Raw genomic sequence first — 25,725 nt, forward strand, 5'->3', positions numbered from 1 at the left:
ATCATATCTACCGGTTGGTAATTTAGTAGCTTTAATTTTTCCACTTTTAATATAATTTCTTAAAGTGGATTTCGACACTCTAAGTATTTTAAGTGCTTGATTTGACTTCATATTAATACTCATAAAGTTTTTTGAGATATAATTCTACTATTTTTTTAATTTTTTTGATATATTTTTCTTGACCATATGAAAAACATTTTAACCACGGAATACACGGAAATACACGGAAAAAATTATAAATTGAGCGCTTTGCGCTTTAAATTTCCGTGCCCTTCCGTGTATTCCGTGGTTAAAAAACCTTAACCCACCCGTTTCCGGATCATTTCGCATCCACAAAGCCTTCAAATTCAAAAAGACGGCCTTGATCATCGTTTGGTCCACCGTGTAGGTTGGGTTGAACGAAGTGAAACCCAACATTTTGTATTTGTTGGGTTTCGTTCATCAACCCAACCTACCTTTCAAGCATTGGACGAAACGGTGATCAAGGCCATATTTTTTTACAAGGAGGTGTGGTCTTCAGAAAGAGCAAAACAAAATCATTGAGGAAAATCGAGAAGAAGCGAGTACGAAGAAAAGCAGAAGGGATAAATCGTATTACACAAGGGCTTGCGCTGAATATGTAAAATCAAAACTCATTTCCGTGCCCTTCCGTGTCTTCCGTGGTTAAAAAACCGTACCCCACCCATCTCCGGATCATCTCGCACCCAGCCCCCAAAATCAACCCAGCACTATTCCCAAGGGCATCGTTCACATTCCAGGCCCGCCAAGGCAGCAGATATTGAACCCCTTCCAGCCCCACGGCCAGAGCCAGGCATACCAATAACACCGCCCAGATCGGATGCCCCGGAAACCCCATACACCACAACACCGGCACCGGCAGAAACACCAGCCCATGCACCAGATAATCCAGCCGCAGCTCAAATACAAACATATCCGTCAACGTCGTATTCAACTCCCCCAGCGGCACAACCACCATCACCACCAGAACCGCCAGATACAACCCCAACAATGTCCGAAATCTCATCATCCCTTATTACCCGGTTTCGGAAACACCCGAGAAGCTCAAAATGTAAAGGGGTCAGGCTTGTGTTATTGTGTTTTTAAGCGCCCTTCCTAAAAAACGCAATAACACAAGACTGACCCCCAACCCAAGCTCAACCAGCCAACACTCCAAACCTGACCCCGACCCTTTTCACCCCGTTCTTCACATTCTGCCACACCAACTCCTTGACCCACGGCCCGGCCCGGTCATGCCACCGCTGCGGATGCACCGTAATCATCATCTGATCCGGCAGTTTCCCCTGCGCGGCCAACTCCGCCAGATGGGCCGTACTGTTCACCGGGATATCAAACCCGGAATCCACCCGGTCCCGAATGCTGGCACCGACATGGTTCCATTTTCTGCCGGTATCGGTGATATAAAACACCTTTGTAAAGTCCACATCAAAATAGGGTTCGCCGATGATGCCGAAATCCCGGTAGTCATAGGTTTGCCACAACGCCCGATTGTCGTGTCGCGACAAGGGACTGCCGTGCATGCAGATGGTGGTCACGGGATAGATGTTTCGAAACTGTGCCAGCTGGCTTTCAAAATGAGCCATGGCTTTGGAAAGATCCCCTTTGGCAATGGCCATATCTTCGTAATGATACCCCAGTTCATGGCCTAGTGCTGTAATCTTTTCCATCACACCCGGATTCCATACCCCGGGCACTACCCGGAAATAATAGGATCCCTTTACACCGAGATCATGCTCCAACTGTGCCATTTTCAGGGCATTGGCGGGGAGTTTGTCGATATCGTGGCGCAGAATGATGGCCCGGTTTGCCGGATTTTGCATGAATCCGGCAAAGGACTGGAATGCGAAACCCTGCGCGAGCAGGGTTAGGATGAGTTGACGGTATACATCGAGTGTGAAATCCATATGTGAATTTAATCCATTCGGGCAAATCGCAAGCCATATCTGTTAATAAATTTTACAAATTCTTCCCCGATTTTTGACGATCCCAATCTTAATTTGTTTTTTATATCAATAAACATGATGTTTTTTTGAATCTCATTGGGTAACTGCATATCATCGTCCAAAATATTGAACACAAACAGCATGTCCTCTTTACTGATCAAATCGTCATAGTCTTTGGCCGTTTCGAAATAAAAGACCGCTTTAGAATGATATTTCTCCACTATAATGGTAATTTTTGAAGAGATAATTTCAGACTCTATCATAATATCATGATATTCCAAATACTTTATGAATTCATTAATCATGAAGGTAAATTTTTCATTTTTTTCAGATTTTGTTAATGGGGTGGGAAAATTTTCTTTGATCAGCTTTGCTGGAGATCCTGCGACCAAGCTATTCGATTTTATGGACTTTGAAACCAGTGAATTTGCCCCTATGACTACCTTGTCTCCAATAGTTACCCCTGGCATAACAAAAATCCGCCAGGGAAGCCAAACACTATTCCCAATCTCGATAGGGGCAAAGTTGACAGGAAAACCTTCGAGTTGATTCAACCAGGATCCATGTGTAAACAGCAGGCAATGACCTCCGATACCTGTATCGTTTCCAATCTTTACAGGCATTGTGGTATTTATGTATGAATACTCCATAATAATAGTTCGTTTGCCCAAATCTAAAGAAGACTCAGGGGTTTTCATCCCACCGATAATGACTTGTTCATTGATACGAGAATCCTCACCGATTCGCAATTTTCCAGAATCGATAAATGAAAAAGAACCAATAGTAGCAAATCTTTCAATATGAATTTCTTTTGCTCTGATTACTGTCAATAATCCGACCTTAACATTATCCTCAATTTCAACAATATTTCCAACAATGATGCTCCCAAATCCGATTTTTACATTTTTTCCAATTTTATAACCTACCAATCGATAGAATTTAGATTTCAAAAACGAAGGCATAATTCCGATTGTGGCAATTTTTACAAACGGAATTTTTGATTGTTTAATTAACATTCTGTATATAACCTTATAAGATTATTAAACGTTCCCTATAATTATAGTTCCGGTCATATGATTTCAAACCAAAAAACGACCCTAACCTATTGTAAATATTGAGATCAACACCTCAAAAAAATATCAAGTCATATGACCGGAACTATAGCTATTACGAATTTTTCGATTACGATTAGGAATAGCATAAATTGATGGAATAAAAAAATTTGATCTGTTTTTTAAATACCTATTAAATAAAATAAGTGGAATTATTTTTAATAGTATATGTGACGATTGATTCAATTTATCCTTCAAAAATCTGTTGGGCTCTAAAACTATTCGCCAGAGCCAACCAAATCCCAATTTTTTGACTGTTTTTGGAATTCTCGCAACTTCTCCTGCCAAAATATCGACCATACCTCCACAAGGAATAATTATTTTTACGTTCAATTTTGTTTTGTTCTTAAAAGTAAAATATTCTTTCTTCGGGTTCGAAACTCCTATCAGGAGTATATCAGGATTATATTTATTGACATAAGACACTGTCTTGTCGTTTTCTCTGTCACTGAAATCACCTCCGGTATAACCCTCATAAACCGTCAAATTTTTAAATTTATTTCTCAAATTCTGTGAAGCATTATTATTTTTTTTTTCGGTAGAACCAATAATCATAACACTGGCATGTTTTTCATTCCCAACTTCCAATACCAACTCTGTTAAATAAGGTATGGATATGTCATATTTTAAAGGTAATCCGCAAAGTTTAGCCAATAAGTAAAACAAACGTCCATCAGTAACCATCAAATCATAATCGTTAATATAATGATATAATTCCGGGTATGGTCTGAATCTTGTGATCGTTCCCATAGAATACCCATAGTAAACCACCGAAGTTCCATGTTTTAACGACTCTTTGATATATTCAACCAGATTTTCATAAGTGAAAATCGACACCCTCAGCCCAAAAAAATTCGCCTGTTCTATCAATTTATTTTGCATCTTTATTCTTTATCTCAAATGAATTTGTTGACCCAAATACCAATCGTACAACATCCCAAGACCTCGATTCAAAGATGTGCAGTACTTCCATCCCAATGCTTCAAGTTTGGATACATCCGTCAGTTTTCTGAGGGTGCCGTCGGGTTTATCCGTGTTAAACATAAGGTTGCCTTGAAAACCCACCACGTTTTTCACCGCCAGGGCCAGGTCCTTGATTGAAATCTCTTTTCCACTGCCGATATTGATATGGGTATTGCGGATTTCCTTCATCCCATTGGTCAAATCCTTAAAATCCACATTTTCCATGACAAACACACACGCATCTGCCATATCTTCACTCCAGAGAAATTCCCGCATGGGCTTACCCGTTCCCCAGATTTCCACGCTGCCTGCTGAAATACCAAATTTATCCAGTATTTGACGGGCAGTTTCTATGGAATCCACTTTCAAGTCCACGAGTACCTCATCCCATTGATTCTGCTCCAAAAGCCTGGCCAGATGCATTTTTCGAAGCATCGCCGGAAGGACATGGGATTTTTCCAGATCAAAATTATCTCCCGGTCCATACAGGTTGGTGGGCATCACCGACAAAAAATTGGTGCCATACTGCAGGTTATAGCTTTCGCACATCTTGATACCGGCAATTTTGGCCGTTGCATACGGCTCGTTGGTATACTCAAGCGGAGAAGTCAACAGATACTCTTCCTTCATGGGCTGGGGACATTCCTTCGGGTAAATGCAGGTAGACCCCAGAAACAAAAGCTTTGTAACGCCACACTTGAAACTTTGATGGATGACATTGCTCTGAACCTGAATATTGTCGTAAATAAAATCCGCTCTGTAAGTGTTGTTGGCCAGAATGCCGCCCACCTTGGCGGCAGCCAGAAAAACATAGTCAGGCTGTTCCTTTTCGAAAAAATCTGCTACGGCTTTTTGATCGGTCAGCTCCAGTTCCTGATGGGTTCTGAAAACCTGATTTTCATACCCTTTTTTCTTTAACACTCGGCAGATGGCAGACCCCACCAACCCCTTGTGACCGGCCACATAAATTTTGGCGTTTTTGTCCATCGCAGTTCATGTCCTTTTATTCCAAATGATTTAAAATTGGAAAGCCCGCCTGCTGGCACAATTCATCCCTTTGGGCCAGTTCTATATCATAAGATATCATCTCGTGCACCAGTTCGTTAAAACTGATTACCGGCTCCCAGCCGAGTTTGTCCCGGGCCTTGGTCGGATCACCCAGCAGTGTCTCTACCTCTGTGGGCCTGAAATATCGAGGATCTATGGAGACGACTTTTTTACCCGGCTTTATCTGCCCACTGATTTCAGCTCCCCGGCGAATGTTCAATCCGGTATTCAAGCGGGTAAATTGTTTTTCATCCACTGTGTCAACGACACCTGTTTCATTTATACCCTCACCTTGCCAGGCCAGGCCAATGCCCAGTTCAGAAGCTGCCTTTTGGACAAACTCCCGGACACTGTGCTGTGTGCCCGTGGCAATGACAAAATCATCCGGTTCATCCTGTTGCAGCATCATCCATTGCATGCGCACAAAATCTCTGGCATGGCCCCAGTCCCGTTTGGCATCCAGGTTGCCCAGGTACAGGCAATCCTGCAGACCCAGCGCAATCCGGGCCAGTGCCCGGGTAATCTTGCGGGTCACAAAGGTCTCCCCCCGGAGCGGTGATTCATGGTTGAACAAAATACCGTTGCAGGCATAAAGACCATACGCTTCCCGGTAATTGACAGTGATCCAGTAGGCATAGAGTTTGGCCGCGGCATAAGGCGATCTTGGATAAAACGGGGTTTTTTCCGTTTGTGGGATTTCCTGGACCTTTCCGAACAACTCGGAAGTGGATGCCTGGTAAAAACGGGTCTGTTTTTCCAGCCCCAAAATTCGAATGGCTTCCAGAATTCTCAATGTGCCGAGCGCATCCGCATCTGCCGTGTATTCCGGAGATTCAAACGACACGGCCACATGGCTCTGAGCAGCCAGATTGTATATTTCATCCGGTCTGATCTGCTGAATGATACGCACCAGATTGGACGTATCGGTAAGGTCCCCATAGTGAAGGATAAATCGCCTGTCCGGATCATGGGGGTCTTTGTATAAATGATCCACCCGATCCGTGTTAAACAACGATGCCCTGCGCTTGATGCCATGAACGATGTAGCCTTTTTCCAGCAGGAATTCTGCCAGATAGGCACCGTCCTGGCCGGTGATGCCGGTGATTAGTGCTGTTTTAGAGTCCACTTGCAATCCATCTCCCATACATCATCAGAAATTTTTTCAAACTTATTATCTACCAGCAAACCATGGCCTCTTGAAATCATTTTGTAATTATCATTGAGCAACTTATTGAAACCAGTTTCTGAATTGTCAGGTAAGTCACTATAAATATTTTTATAAATATCTTTTGTCACTTCGCATTTGATATTCCCAATTTGTTTTTTTTCAATCATGGGACGAAGAGATTTAAGTACCTCTAAATCCATGCCTTGAATATCAGATATATAATCATCAACATATGTTATCTTTTCTTTTTCCAAAAAGTTATTCAAGTTTATACATGGGATTTTAATTTTTTTCACCATTTGGACATTGGTATTGTTCTGCCACTCTTCGTTAAACGTGCCGATAGAAGAAGACGCACCATCATTATTTGAACTTATGTTGAATTCTATTTCACCGTCATAGTTTGCTATAGCGCAATTGAACAACCTAATGTTTTTTTTTTGCGCGAATTTTTTTGATAGCTTTTGAAATCGATCAGGATTGGCCTCGAACCCATAACAAATCTTATACCCCGGATATAGAATGTTAAATTCGCCGCCTGGGTCCATCCCAACAAAAACCAATACCCCTTTTTTGGGTCCAAACCTCTTTTTAAACGCAGTTGACAAGTAGAGGAGCGCCTTTGATGGATTGTTCAATATTTTTTTTAATTTTTCTTTCATTGTTTTTCTAAACCTTTTTGAATTTAACGAAATTTTGTATTTTTCTAATTTTTTCGGCTTGGTAGTGTTGGAACACCTTAAACGAAGAAACGCTTTTAGGTATTTTTTTTATACCCAATAATTTGAATTTCAGCTTTGGTGGTAAGTCGCTTTTAAAAATTTCTACTATTGTGGTATTTTCTTGGATCATCAAAGTTAAATAGATTTCAAATTGTGCGGTTAATCGATCCATCTCGTCAATTGGATAAGCAAGCCTTTTAGATTGAGTTTTAAGAACTTTTAATGATGCCAGTTTTCTTTTAGATCTGAAGTCAACAATTTTCTCATCAAAATTATAAATTCCTCCAAAAGTTTGAGAAGAATGTTGTCTGTAATAATAAAGTGGCCTGTCAATGTGAAATATGTGCTTTACAAATCGCTTGATAGCCAACGATATCCATGAGTCTGCCTGTTCCAACCCGTCAGGGATTGGGAAAATTTTATCAGCAATGTCCCGTTTTATTACAAAACTCCAACGCGTGATACCCATCATGTATTTCAAACAAAACTCAAAATCAGAATTCAAAAAAACTTTATTGGGCTGGACTTCAGACATTGCGCCACTATTAAAATTTGTCACAACATAATGATTATGACACGCGACATCAAACTCATGGCGAAGCGTCTGATCGACACATTCTTTATGCAAAATATCGTCTGCATCGACAAATTTAATCACCTTTCCATTAGAAAATTTATAGCCATGATTCAATGCACGGGACTGTCCATGACCATCGTTCGTGTATACAGAAATTCTTTGATCATTCTTTGCTGCCCGTTTTGCAATATCGTAAGTATCATCGTTTGAATGATCTTCGATAATAATTAATTCCCAGGATTTTTTGGTCTGATTTCTAATGCTTTCAATGGCTTCATCCATATATAATGATGCATTTTTTGCAGGCATTAGAAAGCTTATTTCGACTTTGCTGTCAATCATAATTTTTTTAGATTCCACTTTTGAACAGAATCATCTTTCTTTTACCAAATACAGTACTATCCACGATCACATAATTTCCTTCACGGTCCCACCTTGGGTGCAAATCACATCGGACTTGTCGTTGGTATCTAAAATGGCTGTAGAGAGATGCCATTTTTTCGATATGCTTGGAGTTTATATCGACACAATACAGATATTGATCAGATAATTTATCAGGATAAGTATCCGTGATAAACAGATGTTTATTCGTTGGATGGAACATCGGATGTCCATCCTTAACGAACTCAATGCCAAGATCTTGATTTTTCTTTGTGTTTAAATCATATAGCGTATAATTCCATTGACCCTTTTCATTCTGAGTGGTAGCAAGCACATTATAATTATTTTTCCAACAATAGTGCGAAACTCTACGCTCCGATTCAAGAACAAACCACTTGCCTGAAAAGACTTCCATGATACAAATTTGCATCCCCTGACCTTTCCTATTTTTTTTTGCCCAAAGATGAAAAAAGAGGATTTTTTTACCATCAGGAGAATATGTTGCATGGTTTATATAATGCTGCACATCCTTCAAATTTTGACAACTGTTCCTGTTTGCTTCGCTCCTTAACTGGTTTAAATTAATTATAATTTCGTGTTTTCCTGTTTGCATATCGATTACAAACAATCCATCATCATTTGGAGCTTCAATATTTTCAGTAGGGTCTGGAAAAAGTTTATAGCCATACCCTGGTCGTAAACGGTCTAATCTTGAGAAATTCAAAGATAAAGCTGTCTTGCCTTTCGGATCTATTGAATAAATTGGGTAATGATACTGTAACGTAACGGAATTGCTTTCTAAATCAAAAATTTCAGAACCATATGAGTTGTCAACCAATGTATTATAAATTACTTTAGTATTACTATGATTTGGGAACCATTGCAGCATGCATCCTTGCTGCCAGCACCAAGTCATTGTTTTTGAAAAAGGAAAAAATCGGTTGCCAAATTTCTCATTAGACTGCTTTTGAAAAAAACCAATATCCATCGGTGTACATTCATTTAAAAATTTCCTGTCATCTGCAGTGATAGACATCGCCAGAATTTTTTTTCCATCTTCACTGAATGGTGTTTTGTCATGGTAGCCAAAAAATGTTGGAGCTGAACCGTTTGATAAGACAGTATATTTTTGCAACAAAATTTTGTCATCCGGAAAAACACTTTTATATTTTTGTTTTCGAAAACAAATAGCCATAGTTATTTTGATGTAGTCTTTTACTTTATCAGGTAAAATATTAAGAATTTTACGAATGAAATATAAATAATTTGCCATTTTGTTTTTTCACCTCTATTTGCATCAACCTCACAGAATCGATGCTGGCATAAAGTCTACCAATAAGTTAGATGGAGCAATCAATTGTTATTATAACAAAAACGATAGGAAGGGCTTTACTGCTATTTCTGATAATGGGTCATACCTCCATATAGAGCGCGGCAAATAATTGACAAAATATATCAACATGAATCCCAACATTAAAACACCCATAATTCTAAAAGAATTTATATGCTTTTTTTCAAAAATGAAAATCAAATATGGTATTAAAAAAGGCATAAAAAAAATTGTATAAATGTTAAGCCTTAACGATATAAACAAGTATCCAACAATTTTAAGAAAAAATACTATCAAAATAAAAATAATAAAAATATTTATAAACCCAAAAATTCTTTCTTTGACATGACCAGTAAAATATATTCCCATGCCTATAGCCATAAACAATAAGGGGATATAAACATTTCCAATTGGATTTGCGCCGACAACAAAATCTCGCATATCAGCACGAGAGTAGTTCTCAATTGTAGACAAACGGGCAAATGGATAATTCAAAAAAGGAATATTTTTCGTAAGACCATCCAAAAAACCAAGAAGGTTATCTAAAATTAGTATCGCTATTCCAATAATACAGAACATTAACAACAACCGTTTTAATGATATTTTTTTTTCTATCCCAGGCAAAAAGGCAAGAAGAAATAGCACTCCAGAACTTGAATGAATTAATATAGCTATCGGCAAACAGACCCAAAGGACTTTTCCTGAAACAGTTCTTTCTATCAAAAAAATAAAAAAAACACTTCCAGCTAAAACCTGACGTATTAAATGAGTACTATTGATAAAAAAAGAATGATATAAAGCAAATATAGTAATTGAAAACAAAACAAAAAAAAGCGAATTGGTCTGATATCTCCAAAAGCGATGAATGGAGATAAACATATTGAAATAAATAATAAAAGTTAGGATGATCACATACAAAGAAAAATTATTAAAGAATATTTTATTCAATGAATAGGTGAAAGCAAAAAATATTGGTTCCTTATTCTTCAATGCAACAACTTCAAATAAACTTACATTTTTACACAAATCGAACATATACTTATAATTCAATAAATCGCTTTCTATAAACTTTGTTGAATTTATCAATCCCAAATAAATAGCAATAAAGGCATATAGAAGGAACAAATACCGCTCTCCTTTTTTTTTATCAGAAAGGATTTTGGCTACACATAAAACTATGGATAGCAAAGGATTTATAATATAAATCACTGTAAATATGGAGACATATGACACAGTTTCCATGTTAAGACTAATTTTTGAAACTTTATCTGGCAATCTTAAATCTCCAAAAAAATGTTTTAATATCCTGGAATGATCCCGGGATCGGAAAAATATAAATAGCTGCTAATATTTTAGCCTTTCCATTTAGATAATTAAAACATTTTGATAAGTTCTTTAAATAATTTTTCACATCGGTTTTTCCTCTTCCTCTCCTCAAAGCGTTGAAAACAAATGAACTCTGTTTTTTTTTTACACTATTTGTGTACTGTTCATGAGTAAACACATTAAAAAGGCTGAGAGCTTTCGCAAATCGAACATATCTATTGATATAATTGTCAAAGTCCATTTTCCTTACTACTCCCATAGCAGATGCGTTGATATTAGTTCGGTATACAGCCATATTTCTATTAATATAATAGACCTTCCCATTTAAACCTGCTAGCAAATCTATACCGTAATCACCTGCTGGAAGTTCATAGCAAAATTTAGGAACATTCATGATTATTTGTTTTCTAAACACTTTCGATGCACTCATAAGCATTTTGCCCCTGTCTCTTAGAATAATATCATCCATCGAAACATATTCGGATTTATTGGCATAATGATATCCCTTTATAAATTTTTTTGTGTCGGCATCAACATAGTCTACTGCATGAAAAGTTAAAGAACATTCGGGGTTTTGTTGCATCCAGTCTATTTGAACCTGTAGTTTCTCAGGGTCCGTCCAGTAATCATCACCCTCACACATTGCTATGTATTGCCCTAAGGCCCTTTGATAATTTAACCGGCCTGGTTTTTTCCCTTGGGAATACTGATTCTCGACCTGATAGATTGGTTTTATTATGTTTGGATATTTTTTTTCATATTCACGTATAATTTCTGCTGTATCATCGGTTGAGGCATCATCATGGATCAAAACTTCAAAAGGGAAAGCAGTTTTCTGGATCAAATAACCGTCCAGGGCATCACGAATAAATTTTCCATGGTTATATGCCGTGCAATGGATACTGACTATAGGGCGTTCATATTTACCCCAGCGAGACAGCATTTCATCTTCGGACTGGACAAGTGCTCTATCAATTACAACATCTTTCATGAGTATCTCATAAAATTTTCTCACTTTTATCACCTTTTTGAAAAATAAACCTGACCAACATTTCTCTTGCAACCCAATAAGGTTGCAATTTTAAAACATGGGCGCCGGCTAAATATAGCCCCACTGCTGCCAAGCCAAACACAATCAAACCAACAATGGCCGGCCAGTATGTCAAAGAATCGGCGGCAACAATCAGCAAAGCCACCACAACAGACAATCCAAGACTCGGTAACACATCCGCTATCTGCTCCAGGGCTGAATAATTGATCAACTTGGCTGAAAAATAACTGTTGGGAATGTAGGCCAGCACTGATCCGATGATCTGTCCGATGAGAATACCTGTCACACCATAACGATAACTGATATACAGAATAATGACCGTCAAAGTTTTTTTGATAATTTCAAGATACAAAAAAAGATCGGACCGGCCTTTGACCTGGAGAATATTCAGGTTGATGGTATGCAATGGAAACATCACACCACCAAGGCACATAAGCTGCAAATACGGCACAGCCGGCAGCCATTTATCGGGCAACAGCACCATGAACAGCGGTCTCGCCAGAGCAGCCAGAAGCAACATGGAAGGAAACAATATAAACGTGGTGATCTGTATCACCTTGCGGTATCCCGCCTTCAGGCGTTTGTCATCGTCCTGAATACTTGCCAGAGCAGGATATGTCACTGTTTGTATGGAAGAGACAAGCTGACTGTTGACAATATCTTTAATTTTTTTGGCAAAAAAATACTGCCCGGCAATGGAAGCGGCAAACAATTTTGCGATAACAACAATATACAGATTTAAAAAAATCGTGTTCAAAAGCCCGGAAAGAAAAAGCTTGTATCCGAACGAATACATAGACTTCAGGGATTCTTTTGAAAAACTCAGGCTGGGGCGCCACCCTTGAATCTTCCATAAAAATACAGTGATCAGCAAAGAAGATAGAAGGATCTGAAAGATCAAAGCCCACACCCCCAGTCCTGCATAAGCCATTGCAACTGCTATCAGGCCTGAAATAATTCCCGCGGGCAGGGTGGCCTGCAGTTGGGCTTTGAAGTTGAGTTTCCTGGAAAGAACTGCGCTTTGGACAATTTCAAAGGAATGAATGATGATATTTAAACCAGCCACACGAACCAGCAGAGTTAAACGAGGCTCATTGTAAAATTCGGATATAAAAGGGGCTGCCAGAAAAAGTAGCAGATAGGAAATAATTCCCAAGGAAACATTGGCGTAAAATGCCGTATTAAAATCAACCTGACGGGCATCTTTAAACCGAATCAGCGCTTGTTTGAATCCGGAATTCATCAATGACTGGGCCACAGCCAGAAATACAGCCATCATGGCGATGAGTCCGAAATCCGCCGGTACCAGAAATCTGGCCAGCAAAAGGGTAATGATTACACCTGTGCCTTTGCGGGCGACTTGTTCAGCAACATTCCAGATGATACCGGTTATGGTTTTCTGTGTCAGGGACATAATGAACCGGGGTGGGGTTCTTCCTTTCAGGTTATGTTCAGTTTTCCGGCCAAAGCGGCCTTGGAATGCGGCTCCCCATGCACCAGCCGGATCTCCCCCGGCGGCTCCGGCATGGCAGCCACCCAATCGCACAGAGTCTGCTGGTCAGCGTGGGCCGAGTAACCGGTCAGGCCGTGGATGGCGGCTCTGGCCGGGGTGCGGCCTTCCAGAATGGCCCGGCCCGGGGTGCCGGCGGCCTGGTATCCCACAAAGAACAGGTCGTTTTTCGGGTCGTCCAGGCCGTGTTTCAGGTGGTTGATAATGCGACCGCCTGTACACATGCCGGATCCGGCGATGATGATGGCTGGTCCTTTGAGGTCCAGCAGTCGGCGGTGATCTTGGAACCGTTCCACCGCATACAGGTGTTTGAACCGGATGGGGTGGTCTCCGGCGGCTTTCAGGGTTTTGGCTTCCCTGTCCCAGCAGTCGTCCATGTCCTGGTATATCCGGGTGATTTCGATGCCCAGGGGGGAGTCGATGAACACGGGAACGCCCGGATTGATGCGGTCCAGCTCGTAGATCAGTTCCTGGGTCCGGCCCAGGGCAAATGCCGGGATGTACACGATGCCGTTGTCGGACAGGGCATGGTCCAGGGGCTTTGCCAGGGCGGTCTGGCGGTCGGCCCGGTTTTCATGGTTCCGGTCCCCGTAAGTGGATTCCAGGATCAGCAGGTCACAGGCGTCGGGCGGATCCGGGTCCGGGAGGATCGGGGTGTGGGTGCAGCCCAGGTCCCCGGAAAAGATGACCCGGGTGGGGGCGCTGCCCGGGTCACCCGGGAATGAAAACTGGATAAAGCAGGAGCCCAGGATGTGACCGGCGTTTTTCAGGGTAAAGGTGATGTTGTTTTTCAAGGCAAAGGGGTCATACAGTTCAAATCCCCAGGACAGGTCGTCGATCCGGGCTTCCATGGCCCGGATCTGCTCATCGGTGCGGTCGGAAAACGACATGGCATCCCGGAGCATGGGGGTCAGCAGGGCTTTGGTGGCGTGGGTGCACAAGATCTCGCCGTCAAACCCGGCATCGATCAGGTCCGGGACCCGGCCGGTATGGTCGATGTGGGCATGGGTGAGAAACAGATAATCCACGGCTGCCGGGGCCACGGGCCACTGGTCAAAGGGCAGCACCGGATCTTGGCCCTGGGCAATGCCGCAGTCCACCAGGAGGTTAACACCGGCAGCCTGGATGAGGTGGCAGGAGCCGGTGACGCAGTTTTCAGCGCCGATGTGGATAATTTTCATCCAATCCTCCAAAAGGAAACCCCATCCTTCAGGTCGGGGAGGAATTTTGGATTGCTAAATTATACCCGTTTTGACGGGATATGATTTGGCAATAACGCCAGGAAATACCCTGGACCGTTTCTATTTTTGTTTGAATATTAAAGCTGCCGGTTTTTCGAACAGCAACCCTGCCAATATAAGTCCCTTGCTTTTTGCCTTTTGAGACTTCAGCTTTTACAATGTCCCCGGTGACAAAACCATGCACTGCCTTTTTGCGCATTAAATAGCCCCGAGGAAAACCGGCAGCATTGACTCTTGTTCTTTGGTAACTGCCCCGGCCCATGGCTTTGATCAAGAGGACGCTTTGTTTCCAGCCGGAAATTGCATTTGTTTTGCCGGTACAAGCTGCATCCAGGCAATGTGTTTTAGGGATATTGAACCGACACCGGTTATATTTGGTCCTGCCACCGGTTGAGCATTCCACCGACGCCAATTGCCTTAACTCAAAAAAGATGGCATTCCTGGTGGCATTGACCGCTGCGGTTGCGGCCAAAGAAGGACGCTTTCCTTCAAATAGCCGGTTAACGTTGCATAGCCTGGTTTTATCAATCTTTTTTCGACTTTTACCCAAAACTTGAGCCCATTGTTCCGGCTGGTAATTGTTCTTGGCTTGATTGCAGGTCCTGCAACCGATAACCAGATTTTTAATACGATCTGTGCCATTGGGACCCTTTGCAGGATTCTTTGGTACAAAATGCTCAATCTCAAGAACCGGATCTTTGCTTAAACCGTCACAATAAACACATTTGCGGCCATATCGTTCAAGTAGATATTCTCTAACCTCATATCCAAATAAAGTTCCTTGCTGATACTCGACACCTGAAATCTCCGGATTTTGAAGCTTCTGAATATCAAACCTCACCCGTTCCAAAACAATGCCGGAAACGGGGCAGATTTTTTGATATTTTTTTACCCATGATGTGACATTATCCACCCGGGACCGCAGGCTTGGCGGGAGCCACCCTTTGGGCCGGGTTCTGTTATCGAACCGGGGCTTTCGGTACCACAAATTGTTAGACCTGCGTCTTCTCCGATAGTTCGCTCTTTGTCCCATTTTTTTACGAACGGCATATCCTCTATGGGTTAATTCGGAAAGATGGAGGATGTGATTTGCCTTTACATTCTGCTCAACCCGTACAACTGCCATGCCGGTTGTATTGGCCCCGGGATCAATTTTAACATGAACAGCCTGGACATCACTCTCCTCCCGGATCCTATCAATGAGCCTGATGGTAAATGGGAATTGCTGATGAACCCTTGCTCTGTCTTTAGCCAAAAGTTTTCTTGCTCTGGCCGGATGACACGGCATTAAAGGTTTACCTCTCTTGTCTAATACAAAAACACGGCTTACGCCGTTCTCAGCTGATGCTGGTGACGGTTCTGTCTTGGCATTGGCAGAACTCTCCCCTCGGGACTGTTGCATAGCGGCTCTATTCCCGGATCCGTTTCGTCCGGCCCCTCGGTTGTCTGCAACCCGGGATTCAAGCGGACGGGACTGAGGAAGCATCCCGTCGTCGGTGTTTAGCGCTCTATACAACTGCTAATATTCTCCTTTAAATAACTTTGCCAATAGTTGAAAATATTTCCCTGGTCAACCGATCCCTGACGAGCGAAGCTTGGTTTCAAGCCCCGTCCTTCAGGGCGGGGTGGTTGACATTTTTGCCCGTATTTCGGAACCCAATACCGGCCATGTGCCAACCAATGGCGATATTTGAAAGCACCCTGTAAGGCATTGATCAGCTTGGAACAGCTGCCATCTCCGGCATTAATCCATTCTTTGAATATTGCATTAAGACTGATTCTGTTATTCGTTTGCTGCTTGTACAGTTCACGAAACGTGCGTGATAGCTGTCCTCTTTTTCGATTGTAAACCCGTTCAAAAAAATCAACTTTAAATAATGCTTCAATAGCTGCCAGCAATGTCAGGATACCATCTTTTTCTACTTCTATGCATCGGTTTTCAAGATCCCTCTCAAAAACCGATTTCGATGAATTGCAATATTCTTCAAATAACCAGTAAGGCGGCTTACGATAATAAGCACGTATTGACTCTTGAAGAATTTTTTGTTGCACCGCAATATCATCGGGTGTCAGATTTTCTTCTGAAAGACGGACCTTTTTTTTACCCATCTGAATCTTCCGAATCCGCATTAGTTACTTCCATAACCGCATCCATGAACGATTCCTCATCCAAAGGCAGGTACCGGATGGCAGGGGGAGATGTCGCGATTTTCCAGACCCAATCAGATGTTTCGTTTCCATTGTCTTTCTCTTCTGATGCTTTACCGGACATATCTTCTGTATTGATCATGGTTTTTACTTGCGGCTTATCAGCTGATTCAGGTACAAGTACAAACTTTACCTTTCCATATGCCCCTGTCATGTCCACTCTGCCTTTGGCTGCAATCAGGGTCGTCCCGATGGGTCGAAGCCGTATGGTGTGATTTCCGATCAATATCGTTGCGGATTTGGTTTCATATGTGCCGATGTGCTCTTCATTAAGTTCTATATCCTTGAATTCAATGGATATTTTGCCTTTCTCAATAAATGAAGTCAAAAAGCTATTTATTTTATTATAAAATTCATCAAGATTATGAATCCATTCTTCTCGTCTCTTTTCCCAGTCGATATTTTTTGACTTTTTTTCTTTTGAAGCCTGTTCAACAAAACGGTTGAAATCTTTTTTGCTCATTTATGCCTGTTCCCTTTCATGGTCGGTTGGGGTCGGACCAAGTCAACTCATTGTATTTTATAGATTTATATCCCCAAAACAGGCGTTTTCAATGCCTATATCGCCCTTTTGGGCCTCAAAATAATCGTTATACGGAATTTGAGTCTCTCGGAGCTGATATGATTCACCAGCTTTCCGGTCCTTTCGCCCGATGGCCGATCCTCCCATCAAAGATTTTATGTTCCTAACAAAGTTTGTGATGGTATAATTCAGTATTACCAAACCATAACGTTTCTTTGCTTCAGAAAACCATTGGAGCCACCCATGGCGCTCCTTGGCAAATTTGAGCAAAAACGCTCTCTTGTGGCATCGGTGTGTGATATGCCATATTTGTCCGGGTACATAGTGACGATTTGCTCTCGCCATGGCTATAATGCTTTTTTTGACCTCAAAAAATACAATATTCACATCCAAATAGCTTGATTCACAGTACTCCTGAACCGTTTCAATGTTTCAATGCCTACCTGGGGAAGGGCCAGAATTTCATCATCGGTTTTCATTGCCAAGTCTTCTATAGTTTGAATCCCATTGTCCAGAAGTATCTGGATCTTACTGTCTGTCAGACCATAAGGGTAAACATTTGATTTCTTGAGGGAATTAATTTCCTTTTCAAGGATGGAAAGATCATGGCCTTCCAGTGGGTCCGGCAATTCCAATTTATAAAATTCACTGCCTTTATGAAATTCCACAGAATTTTCAGCCAGGCTCAACCACTTTGAAACAGTCGTGGAATTCAATCTGCCATGCTCAAGGTATTCAGTAATGTTGCAGAGGTTCAAAACAAACCGGGTTCCTCTTCCCCGGGATTTCATGACTCTGGAAACTTCTTTACGGGCAATGAATCCAACATATTCCAGGATTTCAATAGGTTTGCTCAGTCGCTGTACAATCTCTCTGAGGATCAAGACAGAACGCTCACATTTTTCACCGGCTTTTTCAAACAGTATCTGTGAAATTTCAACAGCAGGAGAAACCATTGGCTGATACATTCCCAGTTTCGGTTCGATTTCCTCAAGCAGCGGCCAGAAATAATTCTGGGATAATTGTTTGAAGGCTTCTGAAATATGAGTGTATGAAACAACGCTACTGTTTCCTAACGATGTGATCAGCTGATTACAGGTATATATGAACGCTCTCATGTTACCCAGTACAGCCAATCCCAACAGTTTCGATGTATCCTTTTTGTTGATTACACCTTCAAACTTAGCATCGTCCAGAGAATTCCGGAACCGAAGTTTTAACACCTCCTCAAACAGTCTCGCAAAATCTTCCGAATTTTCAGACCTGTTCACATCTATGACTGTGGCATCATTGTAAACATCGAACCGGGTTCCAAATTTAGTGACACCCGGATAAATCGATGCTTTGCAGGAAATTGAATTGTTTGACAATGTTCTGAAAATATCAAAAAATTCGTTCAAGTTGGTTTCTCTGCCGATATGGGCGGCATCATCAAACATCAAAACCATTCTTTTCTCATTTTTTGCGGCAATCAAAGTTAATTCGCTCTGAAGGTCTGTGATTGTATGAATATTATTGATTATCTCATCTCTTTCCAACTGTTTATTGACTTCCCTGACAACCAGTTTACAAAACAGCTCAATATATTCTGGACCGGAGGCACGCAACAGATCCAGATGTCTCAGACTGATATAAATGCCAATAGCAGAGCTTTCGTGTTCTCTGGGATATAGACCCAACGATGCTTTTATCATTAAAGCACTTTTGCCGCACCCCCTTGCCCCTTTCAGTAAAACAGGCCCATGGGCCCGCAGTTTGGAAATGCATCGTTTGTCTTGGGAAGTAAAAAAATGGAAAGTCTCAAATTGATCTACTTCAAAATCTTCTGCAGCCAGTACCAGCGAATTGTCTTCATACACGTCACCTTCCATATTTCAAAACACCTCCAGTTCCTTTGCAATTCTGTAATACATGAAACTTTCTTCCATGGATTGGGATTTTCGATAGGCATGGGGAACATGTGAAACAATCAGTCCAAGGGTTGAGATCACGAAAAGTACATCATTTAATAAGGTTAACACCGTGTCCCTGTCAAGGATAGATTCGACAGGAACCAGCAGCTCATGGTGAACGCCCTTGGATAATGATGAATAGAGTCTGTTGACCTTGGAATTGATTCTTTCCACTAATCCTTTAGCATCTGTCTGAATCAATTCAGAATACCATTCTCCGACTCGTTGTTCGTCTCCCTCATCCTGTACTTTTTGAGCGCTTTCAATTAAAATGAGCTGTTTTTGATATGGGCCCAATATCGCCCTAGAAGGATCCTTCACGGATTTTTCTCCCCATAGGTCATTTACTGCTTTATCAACAACATCCCCCTGCCAGCGGATAGCTGAAGTATTTGGCCGGTTCAATTCATACCCGGGCTGTGCCTGCCTGCCTTTTATCACAAGAATGCGAAATGGATCGAGCCTTGCCAGCAATGCCGTCATACTCAATTCCAAAACCGATCGACCTAAATAGGGGCCATATAAAGATATTTTGCTGTCCGACATTTCAGGCAATTCCAAAATTTCAGAAACAATCCTTTTAATCGATTCTGATAAATGCTTCAAAATAAGATCAATATCAATTCCGGATTCAAAATCATGCCCACAAATCAACCTTTGAAGACATGTGTTTCTGTCGATAATGGATTGTTCCACAATTTCTCCTTTATCGGTTTTGATTATCGCATTTCAAGTGCAACAATTCTTATTGCTTTAAAGCAGGCTTAAGGAGCTTCATAAATTCCCCAAAAAGTGTAAAGTACTTTGGGGATGATATGAAGGATGCCCGTTTCTTTGCTTCAAAAAGCCATTGGAGCCACCGATGGCGGTCCTTGGCAAATTTGAGCAAAAACGCTCTCTTGTGGCATCGGTGCGTGATATGTCATATTTGTCCGGGTACATAGTGACGATTTGCTCTCGCCATGGCTATAATGCTTTTTTTGACCTCAAAAAATACAATATTGCACCCCAAACGAGCCCGATTTCACACTTATTTATTTTTGTTTCAAAGCGTTAACTTGGCCCGATCCTAAGCAAACCCACTGATCCACCAATCCGGGCGGAAGGGTGTGCTGAACAAAATCAGCCGCTTTTTTCCGAATTGAAAACGTTGCTTTAAAAAAAAGATCGTGATGGTTCATTTTTTTGGTTAAACTTCCCGTTTCCCAGGAACAGGACAAAGAACTCGGTTTATTCGGGAAACAGCTACATATTCTTTTAAATCTCTTTTCGCTCTGGCTATCTGAGCTATACTGCTCTTTTCCCTTCTAAAAATATCATTATTGCTCCAAATCAGCAGCCTTTTTCAATTCATTTCTTCGTGATTTTGAATTGTTAACTTGGCCCGACCCCAAGGATATCCCAAGGATATTATGGTGTCCCCTTCCCAATCTTAAAGATTGTATCGAATCAAAGGATACATCGTTAAAGCAACACACTCGCCACGCGGGGTTCCACACAACAGCATAACCGCAGGCAGACAATCCGCACGCCGCTGGCCCGCTGGGGACCGACCCGCAGAAATGTTGCCAGCGCAGTGGTCTGCCCCTTCAGTCCCAGCGGGCCGATATTGCTCTGATTGAGCCGTTCCGTGATTTCCTGTTCAATGGCATTCTGTTGGTCAAACCGTCCATGGATCATCGCTTCGAGCATCAGGGCGGCGGCCTCGTAATGGGTCCGACCGATGCCGATGGCCGGGGTACATGGCGTACATCCCAGAAGCCCGGCCCCCTCGATGGCCCAGGCAACGATCTCGTCCAGGATGGCTGACATTTTATGTTGGTGAAATACCCGGTATGTTTTGCCCCTGATCTCAGGCCCCCCGCCCTGCATCAGCACGTGCAGGCGAAGCACATTTTCCTCAACTAGCTGAATGCGTATGGGCGCCGGGACCAGGGCGGCAGGGTCATCAAACAACCCCATGGACTGTTCCAGCCTTTGGACATCAGATCCTTTCACTGCCATGGGCCGGCACGGCAACTCTTGCATGCCTTCGGCAACCCCCTGATAAATCTGCCGGAGTATGTCCGGAGTCACGCTATTCTGGCCGCCTACTTCAAGAAAGAGATGGGGAATCCCGGTGTCATCGCAGGTGGGCCGGCGGGTTTTTTCCGCTGTATCCGCATTTTCAAGAATGGTTTCCAGCACCCATCGGACGTTGGGGCTGGGTTCTGTTTCGATGGCCCGGCTAAGGACCGATTTTTTGTCTGCTGAAAAAACTGTTGATGCCCGGATCAGGGCTTCTTTGACTTTAAGCTGTATGTCATTCAAATTTTGATTCATGGGCTCTCGGACCCTTCTTCATAAAGGGACTTCCCATGCGCTGCCGCCACAATGCATGGAAAACCTTCCACTCGCAACTGATGAAAGGCTTCCATCCCTTCTTCGGGAAAAGCCGCCACCCGGCGTTCGAGGATTTTGCTTTCCAGCAACGCAGTCACCGGCGGAATCACGGCGTAGATTGAATGATATTCATGCAATGTCCGAATTGTCTCCGGGCTCAGCCGCCCCTTGCCCAGGTGAATCTTCACCCCGGCTTTTGATAATGCTGGTATTGTGCTTTCAATGTCATATTTATTGCTGGATGTCGGCCCCACACCTGCGGGACTCACTGCTGTATGGAAAATGACCGCCCCTTTTAGATCAATCCCGGTTTCGTCCAGTTTGTTGTTTTCGATCAGGGCAACCAGTTTCGGCAGGACTGCATCTCGTCCGGTGAATATTTTACCAAATAGGAGTATGCGGGTACCAATCACTAAGCTGGGAAAAAGATTGTCTACTATTGGTATATTGATTTTTTCCATGATAAATCAGGTATAATCTCTTTCAGAATTTTTGTATATTTTAACAGAATAAGGTTTAAATGGATTTAATTAATATTGGATCGCCTTTAATATCAAAAACTTCAATTTTTCCCATTACGTTCTGTATCTTGTCAATTCCGGTTTCTTGCTTATCAGCGGACACAATGAAAGAACCTACACGATTATTGCTCGAAATTTCTTTTGTCACAACCGCACCAAATGATTTATAAACATCATAGCACTCAATCATTTTCTGTTCCAACAACTCTTGCAGTCCTTGAATTTTTCCAAATTGAGATGGACTTACATACAAATACTTATCCAGAAAAATTCGGTTTGTTTTATGGAAATTGAGAACAGGTTTTACATCAAGAAACGAGTCAATAGCCGCATCAATTAGGTTAAAACCTGTTGCCATTTGAATGATACGATAATTTTCCCCCCCTCCGATACGCGGAGCAAATTCAATAACATTCACTTCATTATTGTGAACGATAGTTTGAACCATGAGCGGGGTGTTATCTAATCCAAAAACTGTCCCAATCTTTTCTCCGACTGCTATTAGTTTCGCTTCGATTTCATCAGAAAGATTTGCAGGCCAGAATGAGCCATATATTTGCTGGATTTGATCTCCAAATCCTATAATTTTGCGACGTTCCCTGGTGATAAGGATATGCACTTTGCCATTCAAAAGATATGAATCAAAAGCAATCTCACGTCCCTCCTTGAATTCCTCCACGACTGCCTGGTTTGTGCGACTGAGTGCAATCGCTTCTTTCAAATATCTGCTAACCATTTCATTAGTATCACAACGCCGGACTCCTTTTGAGCTATTACTATCGCTGGGCTTCACAATCAATGGAAACTTCAACATACTCCAGTCGGCAGCATCAATTTCTGAAACTTGAATGAATTTAGATGTAGGGATACCTCCTGTTATCATCTTCGATTTCATTTCAATTTTATTTGATACTGATACGGCAGTTTTGTAATCATAAGGAGAGAATTTACCCAGGTTTTCAAGCGCATAACATGCAGTTACATTGGCCTGATCGATGCAAGTCGAAATGACCAAAGCTGCATTGCATTTTCTGGCAATTTCCAATACTTTTGTCTTATCCAGCGTACTTTCCTGAAGATGATCATCCGCAGCATGTTTTGCTGGAGGATTCTCGTAAAAATCTATAAGAATAGTCCAGAAACCCCTGTTTTTGAGTAACCGAAGCAATTCCGCATGGGGAGATGTGCCGCCAAGAACCAGGGCTACAGGTTTTTTGTTTGGATCAGGCATATTATTTCTTCCGATATTAGCTTTTGGGGTGGGAGAATGCTGTTTTCAAATCAATGTGGGAGATCCGCAGAGGTGGGAGATCATTTCTGATGCCTTTTCTTATATGGACATCTATAAAATTTGGGCCTTTATCACCCAATAACACCTCTATTGAATTTCGCAATGCCTGTTCTGTGTGCACAGCATTTCCTGTTGTTTTATATCCCGCATTTTCAGCCATTGCCGTCAAATTGGATGTAAAGGCAGCAGAGGGTTGTCCTCCCACGGATTCGTGAGCTCCATTGTTAAGCACTACATGTAAAAAATTCGGTGGTTTTATTTTTCCGGCAGTGGCCAAAGAACCTAGATGCATGAGTGCTGAAGCATCCCCGTCCAGACAGACTACCTGCCGGTCTTTTCTGGCCAGGGCGATCCCTAAGGCGATGGAAGATGCATGCCCCATGGCCCCCACATTCAATATATCTTTGTCGTGTCCGGTTCCGTGGATATCCCGCAATGCATGAAGTTCACGGCCGGTGCGACCGGTGCTGGCAACAAACAAAGTATTTGCCGGAACACACTTGAGAATGCACTCTATTGCATTCTCACGGCGCATGGGATACTGACTCGGTTCCTTTAAAAAATCTGTTTTTTTTCCTTGGGCAAAAACCCCTTTTTTTGCAATAAGGGCTATCGGGCCGCTCTGATTCCGGGCATGGTCAACCGCCCACCTGATATTGTCAAACGCTTCTTCACCGTCTGTATCCATGATGCGGAATGGAATACCCATGGATTCGAGAAAAACCGGAGTCAACTCCCCTTGTTTTTTGTGTTGGGCCCAATCTCCGGTACCGGGCTCACCACGCCATCCGATCAGCAATAGCATGGGAATAGCATAGACGTTCTCGTCCACCAGGGAAAGCAGCGGATTCATGGCATTACCCAGACCGGAATTCTGCATATACACCAGAGGGACAGAGCCAGTGGCCAGGTGATAGCCGGCAGCCGTTGCAATAGCATTGCCCTCATTGGCCGCGATGACATGACGGTCCCGGGGAAATTCATTCTGGACATACAGGCAGAAATCGTTGAGTAGAGAATCCGGCACACCTGTGATAAATTCGACGCCGGCTTTTTGCAGGCATTTATGAAATTTTATCAGGTCAATCATTTTAAACGCCCTTATATCAGATCAAACAATTCAGGTAATCGTGTTTCAAGTTGCCACACAGTTTCGATTATTTTATTAATTTCCTTTGGGGTTTTATTCCCAAATGTTGCCAGACTAATGAATTTTTCTTCCAGTTCAGAGTTTGACAGCGGGTTTTCCGGCTCCCCTTTTGGGCAGTCTATCCTGGCGGAATAACAATTTCCATCCCTGGTTAGAATGTCAACAATTGCAGCAGTCTTCCGGGGGAACAATTCCGTCAATTTCTCATCCGGTTCGACCATAATCTTTTGAGTAAGTGCTGAAATTTCAGAGTTGTTGACATATTTTTCTGAAAATTCTTCCAATCCGGCTTTTCCTGTGATCAATGCTACCGCTACACTGTATGGAATACTCATTTTTGCAGAAGATGGCCCGCTGATGGTCGTATGGTCATGATTGGCCACGGCCCAGAAATATGTTTTGACTTTAACCGATGCGATGGTTTCGGGTGAAATAGGATGTTCTGTTCTTATCCTCAGTACTGCATCAACGGCAGGATGGGTATACCGGCAGGAAGCAAAAGGTTTTATATACACTTTTTCAATTTTGAATACTCCATTTACCGAATTCTCCAGTTGTGCCAGGTCATACGACGAACCCATCATGTGCAGAAAACCTCTGTCCCCGGAAAACACGTCATCCGGACCATTGAAACCCGCTTGTGCCATGATAGCTGCCAGAAATCCCCCGCTGGCAGCCCGACCCACGTTAAAGGGCTTTAACTCTGATTCATCTTCCAGAACCTTTAGCGAACCGGATGCTGTAACAGCGGCGGCTGACACTGCTGATTTCATTTGGGTTTCTGAAAAACCGAGCATTGTTCCAATCCCCATTGCCGCCCCAATGGTACCGCAGGTGCCTGTGCCGTGAAAGCCTCGTTTTTTGTGGGCCGGTTGAATGGCATCTGCCAGCCTTACGGCCGCTTCATAGCCTGATATTATACCGGAAATCAGTTCTTTTCCCGACACTTTTTCTTTTTCAGCCACAGGCAAAAGCGCTGAAAAAATGGGGGAACCTGGATGAACAATCCCTGAAATAACCCCATCATCCAGTTCGGCTACATGGGCGCTGATCCCGTTCATAAATACTGCTGTTTCAATTCCGGCTTTTCTGTTGAATCCGATCACAGCTGCGTCACGGGATTGGCCCCCGCCCAGACTTTGAAGCAGTTTTTTTCCTTTGGCATCAAGCATTCCAGCACCGGCAAATGCAGCTCCCAGATAATCCAACAAGCAGCGTTTGGCCTGCAAGATCACTGTTTCAGGAGAATTTCGATCTTTGAAACAACAAAGATCTTTTATAAATTTATCTGTCAAGTTCACTGTCATAT

The 25,725-nt window shown here is 42.5% G+C and carries 25 protein-coding genes; all 25 read right to left on the reverse strand.

The features are described 5' to 3' along the window. Nucleotides 1–123, reverse strand: a 123-nt coding sequence (locus tag HXW94_RS20365) for a helix-turn-helix domain-containing protein (protein WP_178367234.1), incomplete at its 3' end; no start/stop codon positions are given. Between the two features lie 196 nt (nt 124–319). Continuing rightward, nucleotides 320–442 carry a hypothetical protein gene (locus tag HXW94_RS19870; protein ID WP_281357838.1) on the reverse strand — a complete coding sequence of 41 codons (123 nt, stop codon included), beginning with the start codon at nt 440–442 and terminating at the stop codon, nt 320–322. 183 nt (nt 443–625) lie between these two features. Beyond that, the gene (locus HXW94_RS12485) at nt 626–1,027 is read right to left on the reverse strand and encodes a VanZ family protein (RefSeq protein ID WP_178367235.1); all 402 of its coding nucleotides are present in this window, start codon (nt 1,025–1,027) and stop codon (nt 626–628) included. A 127-nt stretch (nt 1,028–1,154) separates the two neighbouring features. After that, nucleotides 1,155–1,922 (reverse strand): hypothetical protein, encoded by a 768-nt coding sequence (locus tag HXW94_RS12490; protein ID WP_178367236.1) that lies wholly within the window; start codon nt 1,920–1,922, stop codon nt 1,155–1,157. Between the two features lie 8 nt (nt 1,923–1,930). Further along, nucleotides 1,931–2,977: an acyltransferase gene (locus tag HXW94_RS12495; protein ID WP_178367237.1), complete on the reverse strand. Its 1,047-nt coding sequence runs from the start codon at nt 2,975–2,977 to the stop codon at nt 1,931–1,933. A 123-nt stretch (nt 2,978–3,100) separates the two neighbouring features. Next, nucleotides 3,101–3,955, reverse strand: a complete 855-nt coding sequence (locus HXW94_RS12500; RefSeq protein WP_178367238.1) for a WecB/TagA/CpsF family glycosyltransferase — start codon at nt 3,953–3,955, stop codon at nt 3,101–3,103. A 9-nt stretch (nt 3,956–3,964) separates the two neighbouring features. Further along, nucleotides 3,965–5,023, reverse strand: coding sequence for a GDP-L-fucose synthase family protein (locus tag HXW94_RS12505; protein ID WP_178367239.1), 1,059 nt, complete (start codon nt 5,021–5,023; stop codon nt 3,965–3,967). Nucleotides 5,024–5,039: 16 nt separating this feature from the next. After that, the gene (gene gmd / locus HXW94_RS12510) at nt 5,040–6,209 is read right to left on the reverse strand and encodes a GDP-mannose 4,6-dehydratase (protein ID WP_343054605.1); all 1,170 of its coding nucleotides are present in this window, start codon (nt 6,207–6,209) and stop codon (nt 5,040–5,042) included. Further along, nucleotides 6,188–6,913 carry an FkbM family methyltransferase gene (locus HXW94_RS12515; protein WP_178367241.1) on the reverse strand — a complete coding sequence of 242 codons (726 nt, stop codon included), beginning with the start codon at nt 6,911–6,913 and terminating at the stop codon, nt 6,188–6,190. The genes gmd and HXW94_RS12515 overlap by 22 nt, the downstream gene beginning before the upstream one ends. Nucleotides 6,914–6,920: 7 nt before the next feature. Then, nucleotides 6,921–7,892 (reverse strand): glycosyltransferase family 2 protein, encoded by a 972-nt coding sequence (locus HXW94_RS12520; RefSeq protein WP_178367242.1) that lies wholly within the window; start codon nt 7,890–7,892, stop codon nt 6,921–6,923. Between the two features lie 7 nt (nt 7,893–7,899). Further along, entirely contained in the window at nt 7,900–9,204 is a 1,305-nt protein-coding gene (locus HXW94_RS12525; RefSeq protein ID WP_178367243.1) for a TolB family protein, read from the reverse strand. A gap of 90 nt (nt 9,205–9,294) precedes the next feature. Beyond that, complete coding sequence (locus tag HXW94_RS12530; RefSeq protein ID WP_178367244.1) at nt 9,295–10,536, reverse strand: EpsG family protein; 1,242 nt, start codon at nt 10,534–10,536, stop codon at nt 9,295–9,297. Then, nucleotides 10,526–11,578 (reverse strand): glycosyltransferase, encoded by a 1,053-nt coding sequence (locus tag HXW94_RS12535; protein WP_218576703.1) that lies wholly within the window; start codon nt 11,576–11,578, stop codon nt 10,526–10,528. Before HXW94_RS12535 ends, HXW94_RS12530 begins: the two co-directional genes overlap by 11 nt. Nucleotides 11,579–11,585: 7 nt before the next feature. Then, nucleotides 11,586–13,184 (reverse strand): lipopolysaccharide biosynthesis protein, encoded by a 1,599-nt coding sequence (locus HXW94_RS12540; RefSeq protein ID WP_218576704.1) that lies wholly within the window; start codon nt 13,182–13,184, stop codon nt 11,586–11,588. Then, nucleotides 13,079–14,329, reverse strand: a complete 1,251-nt coding sequence (locus HXW94_RS12545) for an MBL fold metallo-hydrolase (RefSeq protein WP_178367246.1) — start codon at nt 14,327–14,329, stop codon at nt 13,079–13,081. Before HXW94_RS12545 ends, HXW94_RS12540 begins: the two co-directional genes overlap by 106 nt. A 28-nt stretch (nt 14,330–14,357) precedes the next feature. Beyond that, on the reverse strand, nt 14,358–15,905 hold the full coding sequence (gene iscB, locus HXW94_RS12550; protein WP_218576705.1) for an RNA-guided endonuclease IscB: 1,548 nt from the start codon (nt 15,903–15,905) through the stop codon (nt 14,358–14,360). Beyond that, nucleotides 15,890–16,498: a hypothetical protein gene (locus HXW94_RS12555; RefSeq protein ID WP_178367247.1), complete on the reverse strand. Its 609-nt coding sequence runs from the start codon at nt 16,496–16,498 to the stop codon at nt 15,890–15,892. Before HXW94_RS12555 ends, iscB begins: the two co-directional genes overlap by 16 nt. Beyond that, nucleotides 16,491–17,060, reverse strand: coding sequence for a hypothetical protein (locus tag HXW94_RS12560; protein ID WP_178367248.1), 570 nt, complete (start codon nt 17,058–17,060; stop codon nt 16,491–16,493). Before HXW94_RS12560 ends, HXW94_RS12555 begins: the two co-directional genes overlap by 8 nt. A gap of 443 nt (nt 17,061–17,503) precedes the next feature. Further along, nucleotides 17,504–18,991 (reverse strand): hypothetical protein, encoded by a 1,488-nt coding sequence (locus HXW94_RS12565; protein ID WP_178367249.1) that lies wholly within the window; start codon nt 18,989–18,991, stop codon nt 17,504–17,506. Nucleotides 18,992–18,994: 3 nt separating this feature from the next. Beyond that, nucleotides 18,995–19,633, reverse strand: a complete 639-nt coding sequence (locus HXW94_RS12570) for a hypothetical protein (RefSeq protein ID WP_178367250.1) — start codon at nt 19,631–19,633, stop codon at nt 18,995–18,997. Between the two features lie 903 nt (nt 19,634–20,536). Continuing rightward, nucleotides 20,537–21,394, reverse strand: a complete 858-nt coding sequence (locus HXW94_RS12575; RefSeq protein WP_178367251.1) for a fumarate hydratase — start codon at nt 21,392–21,394, stop codon at nt 20,537–20,539. Then, on the reverse strand, nt 21,391–21,915 hold the full coding sequence (locus tag HXW94_RS12580) for a fumarate hydratase C-terminal domain-containing protein (protein ID WP_178367252.1): 525 nt from the start codon (nt 21,913–21,915) through the stop codon (nt 21,391–21,393). Before HXW94_RS12580 ends, HXW94_RS12575 begins: the two co-directional genes overlap by 4 nt. Nucleotides 21,916–21,970: 55 nt before the next feature. Beyond that, a complete protein-coding gene (locus tag HXW94_RS12585; protein ID WP_178367253.1) occupies nt 21,971–23,206 on the reverse strand; it encodes an ATP-grasp domain-containing protein in 1,236 nt (411 codons plus the stop codon). A 16-nt stretch (nt 23,207–23,222) separates the two neighbouring features. Next, complete coding sequence (aepY, locus tag HXW94_RS12590; protein WP_178367254.1) at nt 23,223–24,356, reverse strand: phosphonopyruvate decarboxylase; 1,134 nt, start codon at nt 24,354–24,356, stop codon at nt 23,223–23,225. An 11-nt stretch (nt 24,357–24,367) separates the two neighbouring features. Beyond that, on the reverse strand, nt 24,368–25,723 hold the full coding sequence (locus HXW94_RS12595) for an MmgE/PrpD family protein (RefSeq protein ID WP_178367255.1): 1,356 nt from the start codon (nt 25,721–25,723) through the stop codon (nt 24,368–24,370). Nucleotides 25,724–25,725 lie beyond the last annotated feature (2 nt).

Source organism: Desulfobacter latus (assembly GCF_013389365.1).
GTDB classification, from domain to species: domain Bacteria; phylum Desulfobacterota; class Desulfobacteria; order Desulfobacterales; family Desulfobacteraceae; genus Desulfobacter; species Desulfobacter latus.